24 protein-coding genes are annotated in these 15880 nt (G+C 46.2%); 17 read left to right on the top strand and 7 right to left on the bottom strand.

Going from position 1 to position 15880, the window contains the following annotated elements:
- Position 1: 1 nt before the first annotated feature.
- From ACN0TF_RS10585 to ACN0TF_RS10560, 6 genes are read right to left on the bottom strand one after another with little or no spacing between them, the layout of a single operon-like run.
- Positions 2-394 carry a Na+/H+ antiporter subunit G gene (locus ACN0TF_RS10585; RefSeq protein WP_011235142.1) on the bottom strand — a complete coding sequence of 131 codons (393 nt, stop codon included), beginning with the start codon at positions 392-394 and terminating at the stop codon, positions 2-4.
- Between the two features lie 13 nt (positions 395-407).
- A complete protein-coding gene (locus ACN0TF_RS10580; protein ID WP_417441893.1) occupies positions 408-677 on the bottom strand; it encodes a K+/H+ antiporter subunit F in 270 nt (89 codons plus the stop codon).
- The gene (locus ACN0TF_RS10575; protein ID WP_417441892.1) at positions 671-1159 is read right to left on the bottom strand and encodes a Na+/H+ antiporter subunit E; all 489 of its coding nucleotides are present in this window, start codon (positions 1157-1159) and stop codon (positions 671-673) included. The genes ACN0TF_RS10580 and ACN0TF_RS10575 overlap by 7 nt, the downstream gene beginning before the upstream one ends.
- Before the next feature lie 5 nt (positions 1160-1164).
- Positions 1165-2679, bottom strand: coding sequence for a monovalent cation/H+ antiporter subunit D (locus ACN0TF_RS10570; RefSeq protein ID WP_114982461.1), 1515 nt, complete (start codon positions 2677-2679; stop codon positions 1165-1167).
- Positions 2679-3020, bottom strand: a complete 342-nt coding sequence (locus ACN0TF_RS10565; protein WP_011235138.1) for a Na+/H+ antiporter subunit C — start codon at positions 3018-3020, stop codon at positions 2679-2681. Before ACN0TF_RS10565 ends, ACN0TF_RS10570 begins: the two co-directional genes overlap by 1 nt.
- Positions 3020-5809 carry a monovalent cation/H+ antiporter subunit A gene (locus tag ACN0TF_RS10560; protein WP_417441891.1) on the bottom strand — a complete coding sequence of 930 codons (2790 nt, stop codon included), beginning with the start codon at positions 5807-5809 and terminating at the stop codon, positions 3020-3022. Before ACN0TF_RS10560 ends, ACN0TF_RS10565 begins: the two co-directional genes overlap by 1 nt.
- A 271-nt stretch (positions 5810-6080) precedes the next feature.
- Here ACN0TF_RS10560 and rplN point away from each other — a divergent pair, with 271 nt between their 5' ends.
- The 17 genes from rplN (at position 6081) to rplQ (ending at position 14574) form a co-directional block, all read left to right on the top strand.
- Positions 6081-6449 carry a 50S ribosomal protein L14 gene (rplN, locus tag ACN0TF_RS10555; protein WP_006956444.1) on the top strand — a complete coding sequence of 123 codons (369 nt, stop codon included), beginning with the start codon at positions 6081-6083 and terminating at the stop codon, positions 6447-6449.
- Positions 6450-6459: 10 nt separating this feature from the next.
- A complete protein-coding gene (gene rplX / locus ACN0TF_RS10550; RefSeq protein ID WP_417441890.1) occupies positions 6460-6774 on the top strand; it encodes a 50S ribosomal protein L24 in 315 nt (104 codons plus the stop codon).
- 20 nt (positions 6775-6794) lie between these two features.
- Positions 6795-7334, top strand: coding sequence for a 50S ribosomal protein L5 (gene rplE, locus ACN0TF_RS10545; protein ID WP_011235135.1), 540 nt, complete (start codon positions 6795-6797; stop codon positions 7332-7334).
- Between the two features lie 11 nt (positions 7335-7345).
- A complete protein-coding gene (rpsN, locus tag ACN0TF_RS10540; RefSeq protein ID WP_417441889.1) occupies positions 7346-7651 on the top strand; it encodes a 30S ribosomal protein S14 in 306 nt (101 codons plus the stop codon).
- 26 nt (positions 7652-7677) lie between these two features.
- The gene (gene rpsH / locus ACN0TF_RS10535; protein WP_011235133.1) at positions 7678-8070 is read left to right on the top strand and encodes a 30S ribosomal protein S8; all 393 of its coding nucleotides are present in this window, start codon (positions 7678-7680) and stop codon (positions 8068-8070) included.
- Positions 8071-8084: 14 nt separating this feature from the next.
- Positions 8085-8618 (top strand): 50S ribosomal protein L6, encoded by a 534-nt coding sequence (rplF, locus tag ACN0TF_RS10530; protein WP_011235132.1) that lies wholly within the window; start codon positions 8085-8087, stop codon positions 8616-8618.
- A gap of 9 nt (positions 8619-8627) precedes the next feature.
- Positions 8628-8981, top strand: a complete 354-nt coding sequence (gene rplR, locus ACN0TF_RS10525; RefSeq protein WP_011235131.1) for a 50S ribosomal protein L18 — start codon at positions 8628-8630, stop codon at positions 8979-8981.
- Between the two features lie 9 nt (positions 8982-8990).
- The gene (gene rpsE / locus ACN0TF_RS10520; RefSeq protein ID WP_011235130.1) at positions 8991-9491 is read left to right on the top strand and encodes a 30S ribosomal protein S5; all 501 of its coding nucleotides are present in this window, start codon (positions 8991-8993) and stop codon (positions 9489-9491) included.
- A gap of 6 nt (positions 9492-9497) precedes the next feature.
- Positions 9498-9680, top strand: a complete 183-nt coding sequence (gene rpmD, locus ACN0TF_RS10515; RefSeq protein ID WP_011235129.1) for a 50S ribosomal protein L30 — start codon at positions 9498-9500, stop codon at positions 9678-9680.
- A gap of 3 nt (positions 9681-9683) precedes the next feature.
- Complete coding sequence (gene rplO / locus ACN0TF_RS10510; protein ID WP_011235128.1) at positions 9684-10118, top strand: 50S ribosomal protein L15; 435 nt, start codon at positions 9684-9686, stop codon at positions 10116-10118.
- A gap of 5 nt (positions 10119-10123) precedes the next feature.
- Positions 10124-11452 carry a preprotein translocase subunit SecY gene (gene secY / locus ACN0TF_RS10505; protein WP_253618605.1) on the top strand — a complete coding sequence of 443 codons (1329 nt, stop codon included), beginning with the start codon at positions 10124-10126 and terminating at the stop codon, positions 11450-11452.
- 24 nt (positions 11453-11476) lie between these two features.
- Positions 11477-11590, top strand: coding sequence for a 50S ribosomal protein L36 (gene rpmJ, locus ACN0TF_RS10500; protein WP_006956433.1), 114 nt, complete (start codon positions 11477-11479; stop codon positions 11588-11590).
- Between the two features lie 120 nt (positions 11591-11710).
- Entirely contained in the window at positions 11711-12067 is a 357-nt protein-coding gene (rpsM, locus tag ACN0TF_RS10495) for a 30S ribosomal protein S13 (protein ID WP_011235126.1), read from the top strand.
- Between the two features lie 12 nt (positions 12068-12079).
- Positions 12080-12469 (top strand): 30S ribosomal protein S11, encoded by a 390-nt coding sequence (gene rpsK, locus ACN0TF_RS10490; RefSeq protein ID WP_011235125.1) that lies wholly within the window; start codon positions 12080-12082, stop codon positions 12467-12469.
- A gap of 28 nt (positions 12470-12497) precedes the next feature.
- Entirely contained in the window at positions 12498-13118 is a 621-nt protein-coding gene (rpsD, locus tag ACN0TF_RS10485) for a 30S ribosomal protein S4 (RefSeq protein ID WP_011235124.1), read from the top strand.
- Positions 13119-13143: 25 nt separating this feature from the next.
- On the top strand, positions 13144-14133 hold the full coding sequence (locus tag ACN0TF_RS10480) for a DNA-directed RNA polymerase subunit alpha (protein ID WP_011235123.1): 990 nt from the start codon (positions 13144-13146) through the stop codon (positions 14131-14133).
- Positions 14134-14172: 39 nt separating this feature from the next.
- On the top strand, positions 14173-14574 hold the full coding sequence (gene rplQ, locus ACN0TF_RS10475) for a 50S ribosomal protein L17 (RefSeq protein ID WP_034822551.1): 402 nt from the start codon (positions 14173-14175) through the stop codon (positions 14572-14574).
- A 72-nt stretch (positions 14575-14646) separates the two neighbouring features.
- On the opposite strand, the gene ACN0TF_RS10470 is transcribed toward rplQ, so the two are convergent.
- The gene (locus ACN0TF_RS10470; protein ID WP_414018699.1) at positions 14647-15435 is read right to left on the bottom strand and encodes a hypothetical protein; all 789 of its coding nucleotides are present in this window, start codon (positions 15433-15435) and stop codon (positions 14647-14649) included.
- Positions 15436-15880 lie beyond the last annotated feature (445 nt).

Raw genomic sequence — 15880 nt, 5'->3', positions numbered from 1 at the left:
CTTATGGTTCCATGTCTTTTTTATTAGGCAAGATATGCTCGTAAGAATCCCCCTCCTGACGAAAGTCCTTTGTTCGATTAAACATCTTCAGTTCTGTATGTAATGCGGCTTTAGCCATAATGTGGGCGCTGATAGGTGCCGTCAAAAATAGGAATATGGCAATAAGAAGTTCGTTCAGGTTAATCGACCCTTGTACCGAAGTAATAAGAATAGAAGCAATGACTATGCCGCCAATGCCTATTGTGGTGTTCTTAGTGGGCGCGTGTAAACGAGTAAAAAAGTCGGGGAGTATTGCTAACCCCAAAGAGCCAATAAAGGCAAATATAGCGCCTAATAAGATAAAGAAGGCCGCTAGCCATTGTGACCATGCCGGTAATTGGTTTAGTGCATCCATAAGGTTTTCCTCTTTATTCTATTAAGTCGCCACGCAGTAAAAACTTACCTGCCGCGATGGTGCCGACAAAACCGAACATGGCAATGAGTAACGCAGCTTCAAAATAGGTTTGCGTGTTTTGGTACATACCCAACAACAGCAGTAAAGCCAGTGAATTAATGTAAATCGTATCCAGCGCCAGTATTCGGTCTGGCAGGTCTGGTCCTTGAATAAGGCGCCAAAAGTTCATTAATACCGATAAACTGAATAACAAGAAGGCAATGTGCAGTACTGTCGTTAACATTGGAAAATCTCCTTCAGGCGACGCTCATAGCGGTTTCGAATCGTTTTTATGACTTCTTCCGGGCTTTCTTCTGAGAATGCGTGAATAAGAATACCCTTGCGTCCCCGAGTAATTTCACAGGATACCGTTCCCGGTGTCAGTGTTATGGTACTTGCGAGAAGAGTAACCGGAAGTTCCTCTTTCATATCCAGTGGGAAAACAAACAACGCAGGTTTGATCGAGCGAGGTTTCCCGAGAATCATACCGGCAACCTTAAAGTTAGCCACGACAATGTCATTCAACAGAATGAAAAAGTAAACGATAGCGAGGTCTGGTCGCTTAACTTTTGCAAAATTAGGCCAGGCATCGCGGAATAAAAATGGAATAAACCAGGAAAATAAAGCTCCCAGTATGACCACCCCAGGCGAAACTGAGTTAAATAAGAGAACCCATAGCGTCAATAAGAAAAAAGATAACAAAGGTGTTGGAAATAGCTTTTTCATAGTAATTATTCCACTCCTTTTGTCAGTACACGCGATGGGTACTGGTCTATGTCGTAAAGCTGTTCAGCGACATCATCGGTATAGTTGCGTATTGGGCTGGCAAATAGCGTCATAACAACCGATAGCGACAGAAGCATAACAACAGCGGCTCTTTTTCCTAAAGGAGCCGATTGTTCGTTCGCTTTACCCGACAGGGTATGCCAGAGCATTTTACTTCCCGCCCGGGTGACTGAAATAAGCATAATAAGAGTTGCGCCTAACATGGCACCCCACAGCCAAAAACTCGCCCCGTTTGGGCTTGCCGACTCCATAATCATAAGCTTTCCGACAAAGCCTGACAGAGGTGGTAAACCAATTATTGCTATTGCAGCAATTAAAAACATGACTGAATAAGTAGAATGATTGGCCATTTTCTTGCCGGATACGATGCGTGATGCGGTTTTACCACGTTCGAACGCAATAAGGTCGGCCAGTAAAAATAATGCGCCAGTTATAAAGGTTGAGTGGATTAAATAAAACAGCATGGCGCCGGTTGTCGCTACTCCATTTAAGCTGTAGGTTGCGATAAGTGTACCAATAGAAATGACCACTAAATAAGCCACCAGCAAGCGTAAGTCACGAGCTCCAATAATTCCGATAGCGCCGGCAAGCATGGTAATGAGACCCATAACCCAAAGCCAGTCATGTGCAATGAGTGCGAGTTCATTAGCTTCAGGGCCGAAAATGAGTGTGTAGACCCGAACTATGGCGTAAACACCAACTTTTGTCATTATTGCGAATAGAGCAGCAACAACTCCGGTGGTTGTGGAGTACGCTTGAGGCAGCCAGAAGTGCAGTGGCAGGATAGCCGCTTTAATGCCGAATACTATCAATAGCATCATACCACCGGCTTTAGCTAAGGCGGCCTGGTCACCACTTAATTGTTGAACTTGCGTTGCAAGGTCTGCCATATTCAACGTACCGGTAACGCCGTATAGAGTGCCGATACCAATCAAGAAAAGAGCAGATCCCAAAAGGTTGAGCAATACGTAGTGTAGGGTCGTGCGCAAACGGAATTTTCCTCCGCCGTGCATTAATAGTGCGTACGAGGAAATGAGGAGGACTTCGAAGAAGACGAATAAGTTGAAAATATCGCCGGTAGCAAAAGCCCCCATAATGCCCATCACTTGAAACTGAAATAATGCCTGAAAGTGAGAGCCAAGATTATCTTCGGCATAACAACCGTAGATGAGCACCGGTAACGCCAGTATTGCCGTTATCAGCATCATCAGAGCGCTAAGTTTGTCCACCATCAGGACAATTCCAAATGGCGCGGACCAGTTGCCTAAGGCATAAACAATCATCTGATCCTGGTTAACCTGAACGAGTAGGGCAATACTCAGTATCAAGGTTAATATACTGGATAGCAGGCCTATGGCCCTGCGTTTTGGCTGAGGTCTGTCTCCCCAGGGAAGAAGCTGTAGCAGCGCAGCCAGTAACGGCACCAAAATAGGAAGTATCGCCAAATGTTGTTGCCACATTAGCGGTTGCCCTCCGTACTATTATCTTGTTGGTTAACTTCGTCCGTTCCTATCTCGCCACGGGCGCGCACAGCCAGAATAATTGAATACGCTGTCATGGCGAAACCGATAACGATAGCGGTGAGAACCAGCGCCTGAGGTAAAGGGTCGGCATAGGTTTCCTGAGTACCATAAATTGGTGCTCCGTCTATTGTCAGACGACCGGTTGAAAATAGAAATAAGTTAACGGCATAAGACAGCATAGTAATGCCGACGACCACCGGAAATGAACGGCCGCGCAGAATGAGAAAAACACTGCATGCGGTCAAAATACCAACGGTAACAGAATATAAAGTTTCCATTAATGTCCCTCATGCGTTGGGCGATGACGTGTCGTCATCTTCCCGAAGTTACTTAAAATCATCATAGTAGCGCCAACAACCGTTAGGAAAACACCAAGATCGAAAAGTAAAGCCGTAGCAAATTCAAATTTACCAACCACTGGCCAGTCTAAATAGGTAAACCAGGAAGTCAGGAAAGGCTTGCCAAATAACCAGCTACCAAGGCCGGTAAGCACGGCTATCAAAACGCCAAATGACATTAGAGATTGATAATTAACGCTAAAGCGTTCTTTCATCCAGTCGACGCCATTGGCAATGTACTGCAGGATCATCGCCGAGGCTACTATCAGCCCTGCGATGAAACCACCACCCGGTAAGTTGTGGCCTCTTAGGAAGATATAGGCAGCAACTACCATCGCCATGGGTAAAATAATGTTGGCAACAGTCGTTAACATCAACGGGTGTCTAATTCTATGCCAGGGGCGTCCGTCAATATCACTGGAAGGCATAAATGGTTTTAGCTTATTAAGCAGTTTATGAATACCTGCAGCAGCTATTGCCAGAACGGTAATTTCACCTAATGTATCGAAACCACGAAAGTCCACCAGAATGACGTTTACTACGTTGGTTCCACCACCACCGGATTTCGCATTCGCAAGGAAAAAGTCCGAGATACTTTCAAACGGTGAGGTCAGTATTGCGAAATTTAAGGTAGCGACAATGCCGCCAATAAAGCTGGCAATGATTATGTCACGAAAAACTCGGTGGCCAGAAGAGGCCCGACTGGTTTTTTGTGGCATAAAGAACAACGCCAGTATCATTAAGATAATACTGACCACTTCGACAACCAACTGAGTCATGGCCAGGTCCGGTGCCGAGAAATGCGCGAAAGCTAACGACACGACCAGCCCAACCACCGATAGCATCATTAACATCACAAAGCGATTGCGGTGCAATGTAGCGGTGGCAAATGCTGCGGATATCAGGACGATAGCACCAACCATGCTAACCATATCAACAGGCAGCTGAGGTTTGCCGCCAGTTACCACACTTAGGTCGCTTAACGAAGGAAGCAACACGACAATAACGCTGATAAGCACAAAAGCAATGTAGCGCTGCAAAGAACCTGTGTCTAAGCGGTCGTAAAAATTTGCTGCGGCATCAGAGGTTTTTTGCACAAGACGTTCAAAATTGTGTTTAGCGTCCTGTCCGTCAAATTGGCGATTAAAGGTAAACAGTTGATCGCGGGAAAGGTATATCAAAATGCCGCCAACCACTGCGACTGCGCTCATTAATAGAGGCATATTGAAGCCGTGCCAAAGCGATAGCTTTACTTCAACAGGAGAGCCTGTAACAGCCGCCGCTGCCTGGTCAAGTATACCTGAGACCATAGTCATTGGCGCGATGCCTATAGCGATACAAAGGAGGCCTAGCACAGCAACCGGTGCAGACATCATGCGTGGTGGGTCATGTGGTTTTTTTGGCAGTTCTTTGTAGTCGCCATTAAAGAAAACATCGTGAATAAAGCGAATTGAATAAGCCACTGACAGCATGGCTCCCACAGTCGCCAATATAGGAATGAACCATGACAGTCCGCCGAATAAATGTTGCTGCAGGGCCTGGTCCAGGAAGAGCTCTTTAGACATAAACCCATTGAATGGCGGTATTCCTGCCATTGAGGCCGCTACAATCATGGCGAGAGTAGCGGTTATTGGCATCAGGCTCATAAGCCCTTGCAATTTACGCATATCACGAGTGCCGGACTCATGATCAATAATACCCGCGGTCATGAATAGTGCAGCTTTAAAGAAAGCATGGTTAATAACATGAAATAGCGCGGCTATTACCGCACCTTGGGTGCCTATCCCCAGTAGCATACAAATAAGACCCAGGTGGCTAACCGTCGAGAAAGCGAGTAAACCTTTCAGGTCGTGCTTTAACAAAGCAAAGTAAGCACCGACTAGCATGGTAATTAAGCCGGTCAACGTAACCAGAGTAAACCAAAGCTCAGTTTCAGCTAATACCGGATGAAAACGAGCTAGTAAAAAGATACCAGCTTTTACCATGGTCGCGGAGTGTAAGTAAGCACTTACAGGAGTGGGGGCTGCCATGGCATGTGGTAGCCAAAATTGAAATGGAAACTGGGCTGACTTAGTAAAGGCTCCTAGTAAAACGAGTATTAAGGCCGGAACATAGTAAGCGTGCGCTTTTATCTGGTCTGCTGCGGCGAATACGGTATCCAGTTGATAGCCACCGGCTATGTGCCCAATTATTAGTAATCCGGCTAAGAGCGCCAGACCTCCGGCGCCGGTTGTTGCCAATGCCATGCGAGCACCGCGACGTGCATCACTGCTATGGAACCAATAACCGATAAGTAAAAAGGAAGAGATGCTGGTCAGTTCCCAGAACACCCACATTAATAAGATATTATCTGCCATAACGATGCCCAGCATCGAGGACATAAATAAAAGCAGGCAAGCGTAAAAACGAGCTTCATCGTCGTTACTGCTTAAGTAGTAGTGGGCATAGCCAATAATTAGGACACCTATGCCTAATATGAGCCCCACAAAAAGCAGTGACAAACCATCCAGCCGCACGGCGAAATCAAGCCCTATACCCGGCAACCATTCCACCATTTGTTTAGGTACCTCACCGGCAAGCGTAGCGGGTACGTACTGAAACAAAACAATTAAGCAGAAAATAGGAACAAGTAATGTAATCCCAGTCTTTATCGGTCGCGACGCTTGTTTAAATAATAGCGGTAAGAGCGCACCAAAGAATGGGGCAAAAATAATGAATAGCAGATTCATACCATAGAAGTCCCAAGTCAGCCTGTGCTCTTATAATAAGGTATACTTACCTGAGCAACGTAAAGTATTGAATTTACCATTGGTTCTGCTGCAATCCAACTAAACTAAACTCTTAAGATGGTGAATTCACCTTACACCTACGAAATTTTCTGAGATTACCCTACCACTTCCAAAATTTATCTGTTACACTTCGCGACCCTTTTTATAAGGGAAAAACCAAAGGCAGCACGACCCGAGAGGGTCTGTTTTTTTAACTAAGCGGGGCACTGAAATGATCCAAATGCAAACTACCCTGGACGTTGCCGATAACTCCGGCGCGCGCAGCGTACAATGTATTAAGGTTCTAGGTGGTTCGCACCGTCGCTACGCAAACATCGGCGATATCATCAAAGTTACTGTCAAGGAAGCAATTCCGCGCGGTAAGGTGAAGAAAGGCGATGTAGTGAATGCGGTGGTCGTTCGCACCAGAAAAGGCGTCCGTCGACAAGACGGGTCGGTCATCCGTTTTGACCGCAACGCGGCTGTGTTGTTGAATAACAACCAACAGCCCATTGGCACACGTATTTTCGGGCCGGTAACTCGTGAACTGCGTTCAGAGCAGTTTATGAAGATTATCTCGCTGGCACCAGAAGTACTATAAGGAGTCAATTATGGCGGCAAAAATTAAACGTGATGACGAAGTAGTCGTCCTGGCAGGTAAGGACAAGGGCAAGCAAGGCAAAGTCCTAAAAGTTCTTACCGATAAAGATCGCGTGATCGTGGAAAGCGTCAACGTAGTCAAGAAACACCAAAAGCCAAATCCGGCTCTAGGTGAATCTGGTGGCATCGTTGAACAAGAAGCAGCAATCCACATTTCGAACGTAGCGATCCTTAACCCAGAGACAGGTAAAGCAGATCGTGTTGGATTTCGTATTGAAGATGGCAAGAAAGTTCGCTTCTTCAAATCGAACAACGCAATCATTTAATTCAAACTTGGAGTTTTACGATGGCGAAACTGCATGATTTTTACAGAGAATCGGTAGTTCCTGAGCTTATGAAAGAGTTCAGCTACAACAGCGTCATGCAAGTCCCTCGGATTGATAAAATCACCCTTAACATGGGTGTTGGTGAAGCTCTGGCTGACAAAAAAGTACTTGATAACGCAGTGGCTGACCTAGAGGCTATCTCTGGTCAAAAGCCAATTCGTACTGTGGCACGCAAGTCTGTCGCCGGTTTCAAAGTCCGTGAAGGCTTCCCGATTGGCTGTAAAGTAACTCTGCGCGGCGAGCGCATGTGGGACTTTTTGCAACGCTTAATTTCGATTGCAATCCCACGTATCCGTGACTTCCGCGGCCTGAACCCTAAATCGTTCGATGGTCGTGGTAATTACAGCATGGGTGTTCGTGAGCAGATCATCTTTCCGGAGGTCGACTATGACAAAGTCGACAAGGTACGTGGTCTGGATATCACCATTACCACAAATGCTGGCACAGATGACGAAGCTCGTGCTTTGCTAGCTGCCTTTAACTTCCCGTTCAGAAAGTAAGGTGTAGAGTTATGGCAAAACAGTCAATGAAAGCGCGTGACGTGAAGCGAGCTAAAATCGCTTCAAAATACGCAGAAAAACGCAACGCACTGAAAACGGTCATTAGTGACCCTAAAGCATCAGACGAAGAGCGTTGGGAAGCCGTACTTAAGTTGCAACAGCTCCCACGTGATGCCAGTCCGACGCGTCAACGTAACCGTTGTCGTATAACTGGTCGTCCTCATGGTTTCCTTCGTAAATTCGGCATGAGCCGAATCAAGGTCCGTGAGATGGCGATGCGCGGTGAAATTCCTGGCTTGAAAAAAGCTAGCTGGTAAGCCACGAATCACGGGAGAAAGCAAATATGAGCATGCAAGATCCAATTGCGGATATGTTCACACGCATTCGCAACGCTCAAGGTGCTAACAAAGTAACGGTTAAAATGCCGTCTTCTAAGCAGAAAGTGGCGATTGCTCAAGTTCTGAAAGAAGAAGGTTTTATTACTGGTTACAGTGCCGAGAGTACTGTTAAACCTGAGCTTGAAGTCGAATTGAAATATTTCGAAGGCAAGCCAGTAATTGAAACAATCGAGCGCGTTAGTCGGCCTGGTCTGCGTATCTATAAGAAACGCAACGAGTTGCCTAACGTAATGGGTGGCCTTGGCATCGCAGTAGTTTCGACGTCTAAAGGCCTGATGACTGATCGTGCCGCTCGCCAAGCTGGTCTTGGTGGCGAAATTATCGGTTACGTAGCGTAATTAGGAGGTAGGAAATGTCACGTGTTGCTAAAGCACCCATTGAAATTCCTGCTGGCGTTGAAGTTACGCTAAATGGCCAGGAAGTCACGATTAAAGGTGCCCAAGGCTCACTGAGTCGTGTTGTAAACGATGCAGTTGAACTGGTAAAAGATGAGAGTGAGTTACGTACTAACGCCCGTGAAGGTGTTGCTAACTCAACAGCTCAAGCTGGTACGGCTCGCGCATTGTTGCAAAACATGGTGGTCGGAGTCACTAAAGGATTCGAACGTAAGTTACAGTTGATAGGTGTTGGTTACCGTGCGCAAGCACAAGGTAAAAAACTAAACCTGACGCTAGGCTTTTCGCATCCTGTGGAGTTCGAGATTCCTGAAGGGATCACAATCGATACTCCGACTCAGACTGAAGTCGTCGTTAAAGGTGCAGATAAGCAGTTAGTTGGTCAAGTTGCCGCTAACATTCGTGCATACCGTAAACCTGAGCCTTACAAAGGCAAAGGTGTCCGTTATGCTGACGAGCAAGTGCGCCGTAAAGAAGCCAAGAAAAAGTAGGGTAATACGATGGACAATAAAGCAGCTCGCTTACGTCGTGCTACTCGCGCACGTAAACAAATTAAAGAGTTGGGTGCAAATCGCCTGGTCGTTCACCGTACACCACGGCATATTTACGCGCAGTTGATCGCACCTAACGGTTCTGAAGTGCTGGCAGCCGCATCGACTGCAGAGAAAAGTGTCCGCGAAGGGCTTAAATCTACAGGTAATGTAGACGCAGCCAAAGTCGTGGGCAAAACTATCGCTGAACGAGCGATTGAAAAGGGCGTTAAAAACGTGTCTTTCGATCGTAGTGGTTTTAAATACCACGGTCGCGTAGCCGCATTAGCGGACGCAGCTCGTGAAGCCGGACTTCAGTTCTAGGAGACGAACATGGCAAATGTAGAAGCTCAAACCGGTGAACTGATAGAGAAGTTGATCACAGTAAATCGTGTAGCAAAAGTAGTTAAAGGTGGTCGTATCTTTAGCTTCACTGCACTGACTGTGGTTGGCGACGGTAAAGGTAAAGTCGGTTTTGGTTATGGTAAAGCGCGTGAAGTACCCGCTGCTATTCAAAAAGCAATGGAAAAAGCACGTCGCAATATGGTTACCGTTCAACTGAAAGGCGACACTTTACAGCATCCTGTTAAAGGACGTCATTCAGGTTCACAGGTATACATGCAACCTGCTTCAGAAGGTACGGGTATCATCGCTGGTGGTGCAATGCGTGCGGTTCTGGAAGTTTCAGGTGTTCATAACGTGCTGTCAAAGGCATATGGTTCAACCAACCCAATCAACGTTGTTCGCGCGACTATCAAAGCGTTGAACGGCATGAAATCGCCGGAGCAAGTTGCGGCGAAGCGTGGATTGCGCGTTGACGAAATACTGGGGTAGTGAACAATGGCGAAAAAGACAATCAAAGTAACACAGACGCGTAGCTCTATCGGTCGTTTGCCGAAGCATAAAGCTACACTACGTGGCTTGGGTCTCCGCCGCATTGGTCACACAGTAGAGTTGGAAGACACTGCTGCAGTCCGCGGTATGGTGAACCGAGTTAATTACATGATTAAGGTGGAGGGATAAGCGATGGAACTTAATACACTTGCTCCCGCACCTGGTGCAAAAAGCAGCAAAAAGCGCGTTGGGCGTGGTATTGGTTCAGGTCTTGGAAAGACTGGCGGCCGTGGTCACAAAGGGCAGAAGTCTCGCTCTGGTGGCTCAGTCAAGCCAGGTTTCGAAGGCGGACAAATGCCAATTCAACGTCGTCTGCCAAAATTTGGTTTTACTTCTCGCAAGGCTATGGTCACTGCAGAAGTAAACTTGGCAGAAATCGCGAAGGTTGACGGTGATACCGTTGAACTGGCGACTTTGAAAGCAGCAGGTCTCGTTCGTAAGAACGTACTACACGCTAAAGTCATCAAATCTGGTGAGTTAAGTCGTGCTGTGACTGTAAAAGGTCTTAAAGTCACCAAAGGCGCTCGCGAAGCTATTGAAGCTGCTGGCGGCAAAATCGAAGGATAGAGCAAATGGCTAAACCAGGATTGGAATCAAATCGAGCGCAAGGTGGCTTGTCGGAACTTAAGCGTCGCCTGCTGTTTGTGTTAGGAGCGATTATCGTTTTCCGAGCGGGCTCCTTTGTGCCTATTCCTGGTATTGATGCCGCTGTATTAGCTCAGCTATTCGAACAGCAGAAAGATACCATCGTTGCCATGTTTAACATGTTCAGCGGTGGTGCCTTAGAGCGTGCGTCAGTATTTGCATTAGGTATTATGCCGTATATTTCGGCTTCGATTATTATGCAGTTGGCTAGCGTGGTACATCCGCGTTTGGCCGAGCTTAAGAAAGAAGGTGAGTCTGGTCGTCGTAAGATTAACCAGTATACGCGGTGGGGTACTTTAATACTGGCAACGTTCCAGTCGATTGGTATAGCTACAGGCTTACCAAATTTAATGCCCGGGCTAGTAATAGACCCTGGCTTCGGCTTCTATTTCACTGCTGTAGTGAGCTTAGTCACAGGGACTATGTTCCTTATGTGGTTAGGCGAACAGATTACTGAGCGTGGTATTGGCAACGGTATCTCTATCCTGATCTTTGTGGGTATTGTTGCAGGATTACCTTCCGCTATCGGCCAAACGGCTGAGCAAGCGCGTCAAGGTGACTTGCACCTGTTATTGTTGTTATTAATTGGGGTTGTGGTTTTAGCAGTAACTTATTTCGTTGTTTTTGTGGAGCGTGGTCAACGTCGTATCGTCGTTAATTATGCGAAACGTCAACAAGGTCGTAAGGTATTTGCTGCGCAAAGCACGCACTTGCCATTGAAAGTTAATATGGCTGGCGTTATTCCACCAATTTTTGCGTCAAGCATTATTTTATTCCCGGGTACCATCGCCACTTGGTTTGGCTCTGGTGACGGTGCGGTTGCAGACATTTTGCAGCAAGTATCGATGACATTGTCTCCCGGTCAGCCGTTATATGTGTTATTGTACGCGGCTGCGATAATCTTCTTCTGTTTCTTCTATACAGCGTTGGTATTTAACCCTCGCGAAACAGCTGACAACTTGAAGAAGTCGGGTGCGTTTATTCCGGGTATTCGCCCAGGTGAACAAACCTCTAGATACATCGATAAAGTAATGACGCGTTTAACATTAGCAGGCGCACTGTACATTACCTTTGTCTGTTTGGTTCCGGAGTTCATGATGATTGCATGGAATGTGCAGTTCTACTTCGGCGGTACATCTTTATTGATTATCGTAGTTGTTATCATGGACTTTATGGCACAGGTTCAGACTCATATGATGTCGCATCAATATGACTCTGTCCTGAAAAAAGCCAATCTAAAAGGCTATGGCCGGTAAGATTGGGTAGAACGGAGAGTAGCAATGAAAGTTCGTGCTTCCGTGAAGAAAATCTGTCGTAACTGCAAAATCATCAAGCGTAACGGTGTAGTTCGCGTTATTTGCACTGATGCTAAGCATAAGCAACGACAAGGTTGATTCGAAGGAAAGGCTTGCGGCTTAATCGCCGCAGCCTTTGAAGTATTTGCAATTCGGCAATCGGTTGAGTATCCTAACGGGCTTTTCAACTGAAGCCTACAAACTGAAGGAGACGTGTTAGTGGCCCGTATCGCTGGCATTAACGTTCCTGACAATAAGCATGCAGTCATAGCTTTGACTGCAATCTACGGTGTTGGCCGTACTCGTTCACAGCAGATTCTTGCTGCTACGGGTATCGCTGAAGACACCAAGATTGGTTCATTGTCAGAAGACAAACTGGACGCGCTTCGTGACGCTGTATCAAAGTTCGCCGTAGAAGGTGATCTGCGTCGTGAAGTATCTATGAACATTAAACGTTTGATGGACCTCGGGTGTTTCCGTGGACTTCGTCATCGTCGTAGCTTACCTCTACGTGGGCAGCGCACTAAAACAAATGCGCGCACTCGTAAAGGTCCGCGCAAACCAATTAAGAAATAGGGGGATTGAGTAATGGCTAAAACACCAACTCGCTCTCGCAAGCGCGTTAAAAAGCAAGTCGCCGATGGCATGGCTCATGTGCATGCATCTTTCAACAACACCATTATTACCATTACTGATCGCCAGGGTAACGCATTAGCGTGGGCTACCGCAGGTGGATCAGGGTTCCGTGGTTCACGGAAATCAACGCCGTTCGCAGCACAGGTTGCAGCAGAACGTGCAGGTGAAATGGCGAAGGAATACGGACTGAAAAACCTGGAAGTATTTGTGAATGGTCCAGGCCCAGGTCGTGAATCATCGATTCGTGCCCTGAACGCCGTTGGTTACAAAATCACAAATATTACCGATGTGACACCGATTCCTCACAACGGTTGTCGTCCGCCTAAGAAACGTCGCGTTTAAGGCGTGAATCGATAGTTGGAGAAAGATCATGGCTAGATATTTGGGTCCAAAGCTCAAGCTGAGCCGTCGCGAAGGAACAGATTTGTTCCTGAAGAGCGGCGTTCGCGCAATCGATTCTAAATGTAAGATCGAAACTGCACCAGGACAACACGGCGCGCGTCGCGGTCGTTTGTCAGATTACGGTGTTCAGTTGCGTGAGAAACAGAAAGTTCGTCGTATGTACGGCGTACTGGAAAAGCAATTTCGTAACTACTACAAAGAAGCTGCACGACTGAAAGGCAATACCGGTGAAAACCTGTTGCAGTTGCTGGAACAGCGCTTGGATAACGTAGTGTATCGCATGGGCTTTGCGTCAACACGCGCAGAAGCTCGTCAGCTGGTCAGTCACAAAGCAGTTGTTGTGAATGGTCAGGTAGTGAACATTCCATCGTTCAAGGTTCGTCCTGAAGATGTCGTTTCTGTTCGTGAAAAAGCGAAGAAACAGGCACGTATCGGAGCAGCACTGGAGCTTGCAGAACAACGCGAGAAACCAGTCTGGATAGAAGTAGACAACAACAAATTGGAAGGTGCATTTAAACGTCTTCCAGAACGTAGCGACTTGTCTGCTGAAATTAACGAACAGTTGATCGTAGAGCTTTACTCTAAGTAAAGCTTAAGCATAGAGAGAGGACACAATGCAGGGTTCTGTTACCGAATTCCTAAAGCCGAGGTTAGTCGACATCGAGCAAATCAGCCCGACTCATGCCAAGGTGACACTGGAGCCTCTAGAACGCGGCTTTGGTTATACACTAGGTAATGCGTTACGTCGCATTTTACTGTCGTCAATGCCAGGCTGTGCAGTGACTGAGGTTGAAATCGATGGCGTGCTGCACGAGTACAGCAGCAAAGAGGGCGTTCAGGAAGATGTCATTGAAGTTTTATTAAACCTGAAAGGGCTGGCAGTCAGCGTTGAAGGTAAAGATGAAGCAACTCTGACTTTGAATAAATCCGGAGCAGGTCCTGTAACAGCAGGCGATTTCACCCACGATGGTGATGTTGAAATCGTTAATCCTGAGCACGTTATCTGTCATCTGACAGGCGACTATGAACTTGTTATGCGAGTGAAAGTTGAACGTGGTCGTGGTTACGTGCCTGCGGCATCTCGTCAGTCCGCTGATGATGATGAACGTCCAATCGGTCGTCTTTTAGTCGACGCGTCGTTCAGCCCGGTAGAACGCATTGCATATTCTGTAGATGCGGCTCGTGTTGAACAGCGCACCGACTTAGATAAACTGGTTATCGAAATGGAAACCAATGGTACATTGGATCCAGAAGAAGCTATCCGCCGTGCAGCAACAATTTTAGCTGAACAGTTGGATGCCTTTGTAGAACTTCGTGATATCAGTGAGCCGGAAGAAAAAGAAGAGAAGCCGGAGTTCGATCCGATCCTTCTGCGTCCGGTAGACGACTTGGAATTGACTGTTCGATCTGCGAACTGCTTGAAAGCAGAAGCGATTCAGTACATTGGTGACTTAGTACAACGCACTGAGGTGGAGTTATTGAAAACTCCGAACTTGGGTAAAAAGTCGTTGACTGAAATCAAAGACGTGTTGGCTTCACGTGGTTTGTCTCTAGGCATGCGCCTTGAGAACTGGCCACCAGCCAGCTTAATTGACAACGACTAAGGTCACCTTAGTAATAGATTTACTGAGAAGGGTATAGGTATGCGCCATCGTAAGAGTGGTCGTCAACTAAATCGAAACAGCAGCCATCGTCAGGCAATGTTCCGTAACATGGCAAGCTCTTTAGTGCGTCATGAGATCATCAAGACGACTTTGCCAAAGGCAAAAGAGTTACGTCGCGTTGTTGAGCCGTTGATCACAATGGCAAAACAAGACAGCGTAGCAAACCGTCGTCTGGCGTTCGCACGCACACGTGACAAAGAGGTTGTTGGCAAGCTGTTTAATGAATTAGGTCCGCGTTATGAAGAACGCCCAGGTGGTTACACTCGCATTATGAAGTGTGGCTTCCGTACAGGTGATAACGCTCCAATGGCTTACATTGAATTAGTTGGTCGCCCAGAAGTTGAAGAAGTTGAAGAAGTAGCTGAAGAAGTTACGGAGTAAACCGCTTCGAAAAGTTAAAAAGCCGGCTGAATTTCAGCCGGCTTTTTTGTGTCTAAAATCTAATAGCAAAAACTAATTCGGGAGCTCATCGTTAAAAATTTTGGCAAGGGTTTCTTTCTCGACGTAGCCTTCTTTTACTAGCCATTCAAGTTCCTTGCGACTTACCCCTGATTGCTTAGCTTCCAGAGTTAATACTCGCCAATCGTCTTTGCTAATTTCGTAAGCACTGCTTTCATTATCTGAACCGACAAAAAAATCTTTCATAACGGCAATTAGTGATGTTGCTGTCTCCGGTAGAGCCTTTATCGATTCAGTTAAGGAGGAAAGAATTGAACTCGGGGCTTCTTGAGCCGCAGTTCTCAAGACTGATTCAGTAAAATCAGGGTGGGACGCGACCGCCTTGCGTATAATAGTTTCCGCCTGATCAGGTTGACGCTGCAATGCAATAGTAATGATATCATCAATATACGCGGGTTCAGTTTGAATGGCAGCCTCAACAATGCTATTAGATAAGTCTGGGTAACGAGCTATAGCAATGTCGACGACAGTATAAGTAACAGCAGGTTCTGCTTGCATTGCTGCTACTACTATAGCTTTGACTCTGGTTTCTCTTATGTCAAAAGCGGCGTTAACGATATAAGCGGCATGTTCCGGATAGTTATTAATCAAGATACGCACGGTGCGCATAATAGAGAAATTTTTATTGAGGTGATTTTCGATAATACTTCGGTAAGTATCTTTTAAAGTGGAAGATGAGTTTTGTGGGCTGCGATCAAAAGTAGCAGCATGACTCGTTCGTATAGCGCTTGAACTAAGAGTTGCAACAAGCAAACAGGTAAAAGTTATTAATTTCCAGCGCATAAGATTTAAGCCCTTTATATGAGTCCAACTTATTAGAGTGATTCAATATAACAACAGTTCAAGGCAATCACAAAAAAACAACAAAATAGAATTAAAAACAATCAAAATTAAGGTTTAAATTTTGAGGTGAGTGTTTTTTGTTCGGTTGAGTTTCTTGATCGAAAAAAGATCTTGCAAGGCACTCAGAGATCACTATAATTCGCCGCCGTTGTCATGAGTTATCTGCAAAGTGTATTTGCAATAAATTCCGACAACGGCGTTTTGTTTTAACCGGGCTGAAAAAGCTGAAAAAAATGGGTTGACGAAACGAGAGGGACGTGTAGAATACGCCTCCCTGCTTCGAAAGAAGCAACGCTCTTTAACAATTATATCAAGCCAAGCAAACTGTGTGGGCACTTGCAGAAGTTAAGCAAAACGAAATATTTGTATTGCAACTTTTGAATGA

Origin of the sequence: Idiomarina sp. (assembly GCF_048265525.1) — a bacterium.
In the GTDB taxonomy this organism is placed as follows: Bacteria; Pseudomonadota; Gammaproteobacteria; order Enterobacterales; family Alteromonadaceae; genus Idiomarina.
The sequence above is the reverse complement of the archived record's forward strand: the minus strand, read 5'-3'. Positions and strand labels throughout refer to the sequence as shown.

Coding starts and splice junctions, on each gene's coding strand:
- ACN0TF_RS10585 (WP_011235142.1), bottom strand. CDS start 394: ATGGATGCACTAAACCAATTACCGGCATGGTCACAATGGCTAGCGGCC.
- ACN0TF_RS10580 (WP_417441893.1), bottom strand. CDS start 677: ATGTTAACGACAGTACTGCACATTGCCTTCTTGTTATTCAGTTTATCG.
- ACN0TF_RS10575 (WP_417441892.1), bottom strand. CDS start 1,159: ATGAAAAAGCTATTTCCAACACCTTTGTTATCTTTTTTCTTATTGACG.
- ACN0TF_RS10570 (WP_114982461.1), bottom strand. CDS start 2,679: ATGTGGCAACAACATTTGGCGATACTTCCTATTTTGGTGCCGTTACTG.
- ACN0TF_RS10565 (WP_011235138.1), bottom strand. CDS start 3,020: ATGGAAACTTTATATTCTGTTACCGTTGGTATTTTGACCGCATGCAGT.
- ACN0TF_RS10560 (WP_417441891.1), bottom strand. CDS start 5,809: ATGAATCTGCTATTCATTATTTTTGCCCCATTCTTTGGTGCGCTCTTA.
- rplN (WP_006956444.1), top strand. CDS start 6,081: ATGATCCAAATGCAAACTACCCTGGACGTTGCCGATAACTCCGGCGCG.
- rplX (WP_417441890.1), top strand. CDS start 6,460: ATGGCGGCAAAAATTAAACGTGATGACGAAGTAGTCGTCCTGGCAGGT.
- rplE (WP_011235135.1), top strand. CDS start 6,795: ATGGCGAAACTGCATGATTTTTACAGAGAATCGGTAGTTCCTGAGCTT.
- rpsN (WP_417441889.1), top strand. CDS start 7,346: ATGGCAAAACAGTCAATGAAAGCGCGTGACGTGAAGCGAGCTAAAATC.
- rpsH (WP_011235133.1), top strand. CDS start 7,678: ATGAGCATGCAAGATCCAATTGCGGATATGTTCACACGCATTCGCAAC.
- rplF (WP_011235132.1), top strand. CDS start 8,085: ATGTCACGTGTTGCTAAAGCACCCATTGAAATTCCTGCTGGCGTTGAA.
- rplR (WP_011235131.1), top strand. CDS start 8,628: ATGGACAATAAAGCAGCTCGCTTACGTCGTGCTACTCGCGCACGTAAA.
- rpsE (WP_011235130.1), top strand. CDS start 8,991: ATGGCAAATGTAGAAGCTCAAACCGGTGAACTGATAGAGAAGTTGATC.
- rpmD (WP_011235129.1), top strand. CDS start 9,498: ATGGCGAAAAAGACAATCAAAGTAACACAGACGCGTAGCTCTATCGGT.
- rplO (WP_011235128.1), top strand. CDS start 9,684: ATGGAACTTAATACACTTGCTCCCGCACCTGGTGCAAAAAGCAGCAAA.
- secY (WP_253618605.1), top strand. CDS start 10,124: ATGGCTAAACCAGGATTGGAATCAAATCGAGCGCAAGGTGGCTTGTCG.
- rpmJ (WP_006956433.1), top strand. CDS start 11,477: ATGAAAGTTCGTGCTTCCGTGAAGAAAATCTGTCGTAACTGCAAAATC.
- rpsK (WP_011235125.1), top strand. CDS start 12,080: ATGGCTAAAACACCAACTCGCTCTCGCAAGCGCGTTAAAAAGCAAGTC.
- rpsD (WP_011235124.1), top strand. CDS start 12,498: ATGGCTAGATATTTGGGTCCAAAGCTCAAGCTGAGCCGTCGCGAAGGA.
- ACN0TF_RS10480 (WP_011235123.1), top strand. CDS start 13,144: ATGCAGGGTTCTGTTACCGAATTCCTAAAGCCGAGGTTAGTCGACATC.
- rplQ (WP_034822551.1), top strand. CDS start 14,173: ATGCGCCATCGTAAGAGTGGTCGTCAACTAAATCGAAACAGCAGCCAT.
- ACN0TF_RS10470 (WP_414018699.1), bottom strand. CDS start 15,435: ATGCGCTGGAAATTAATAACTTTTACCTGTTTGCTTGTTGCAACTCTT.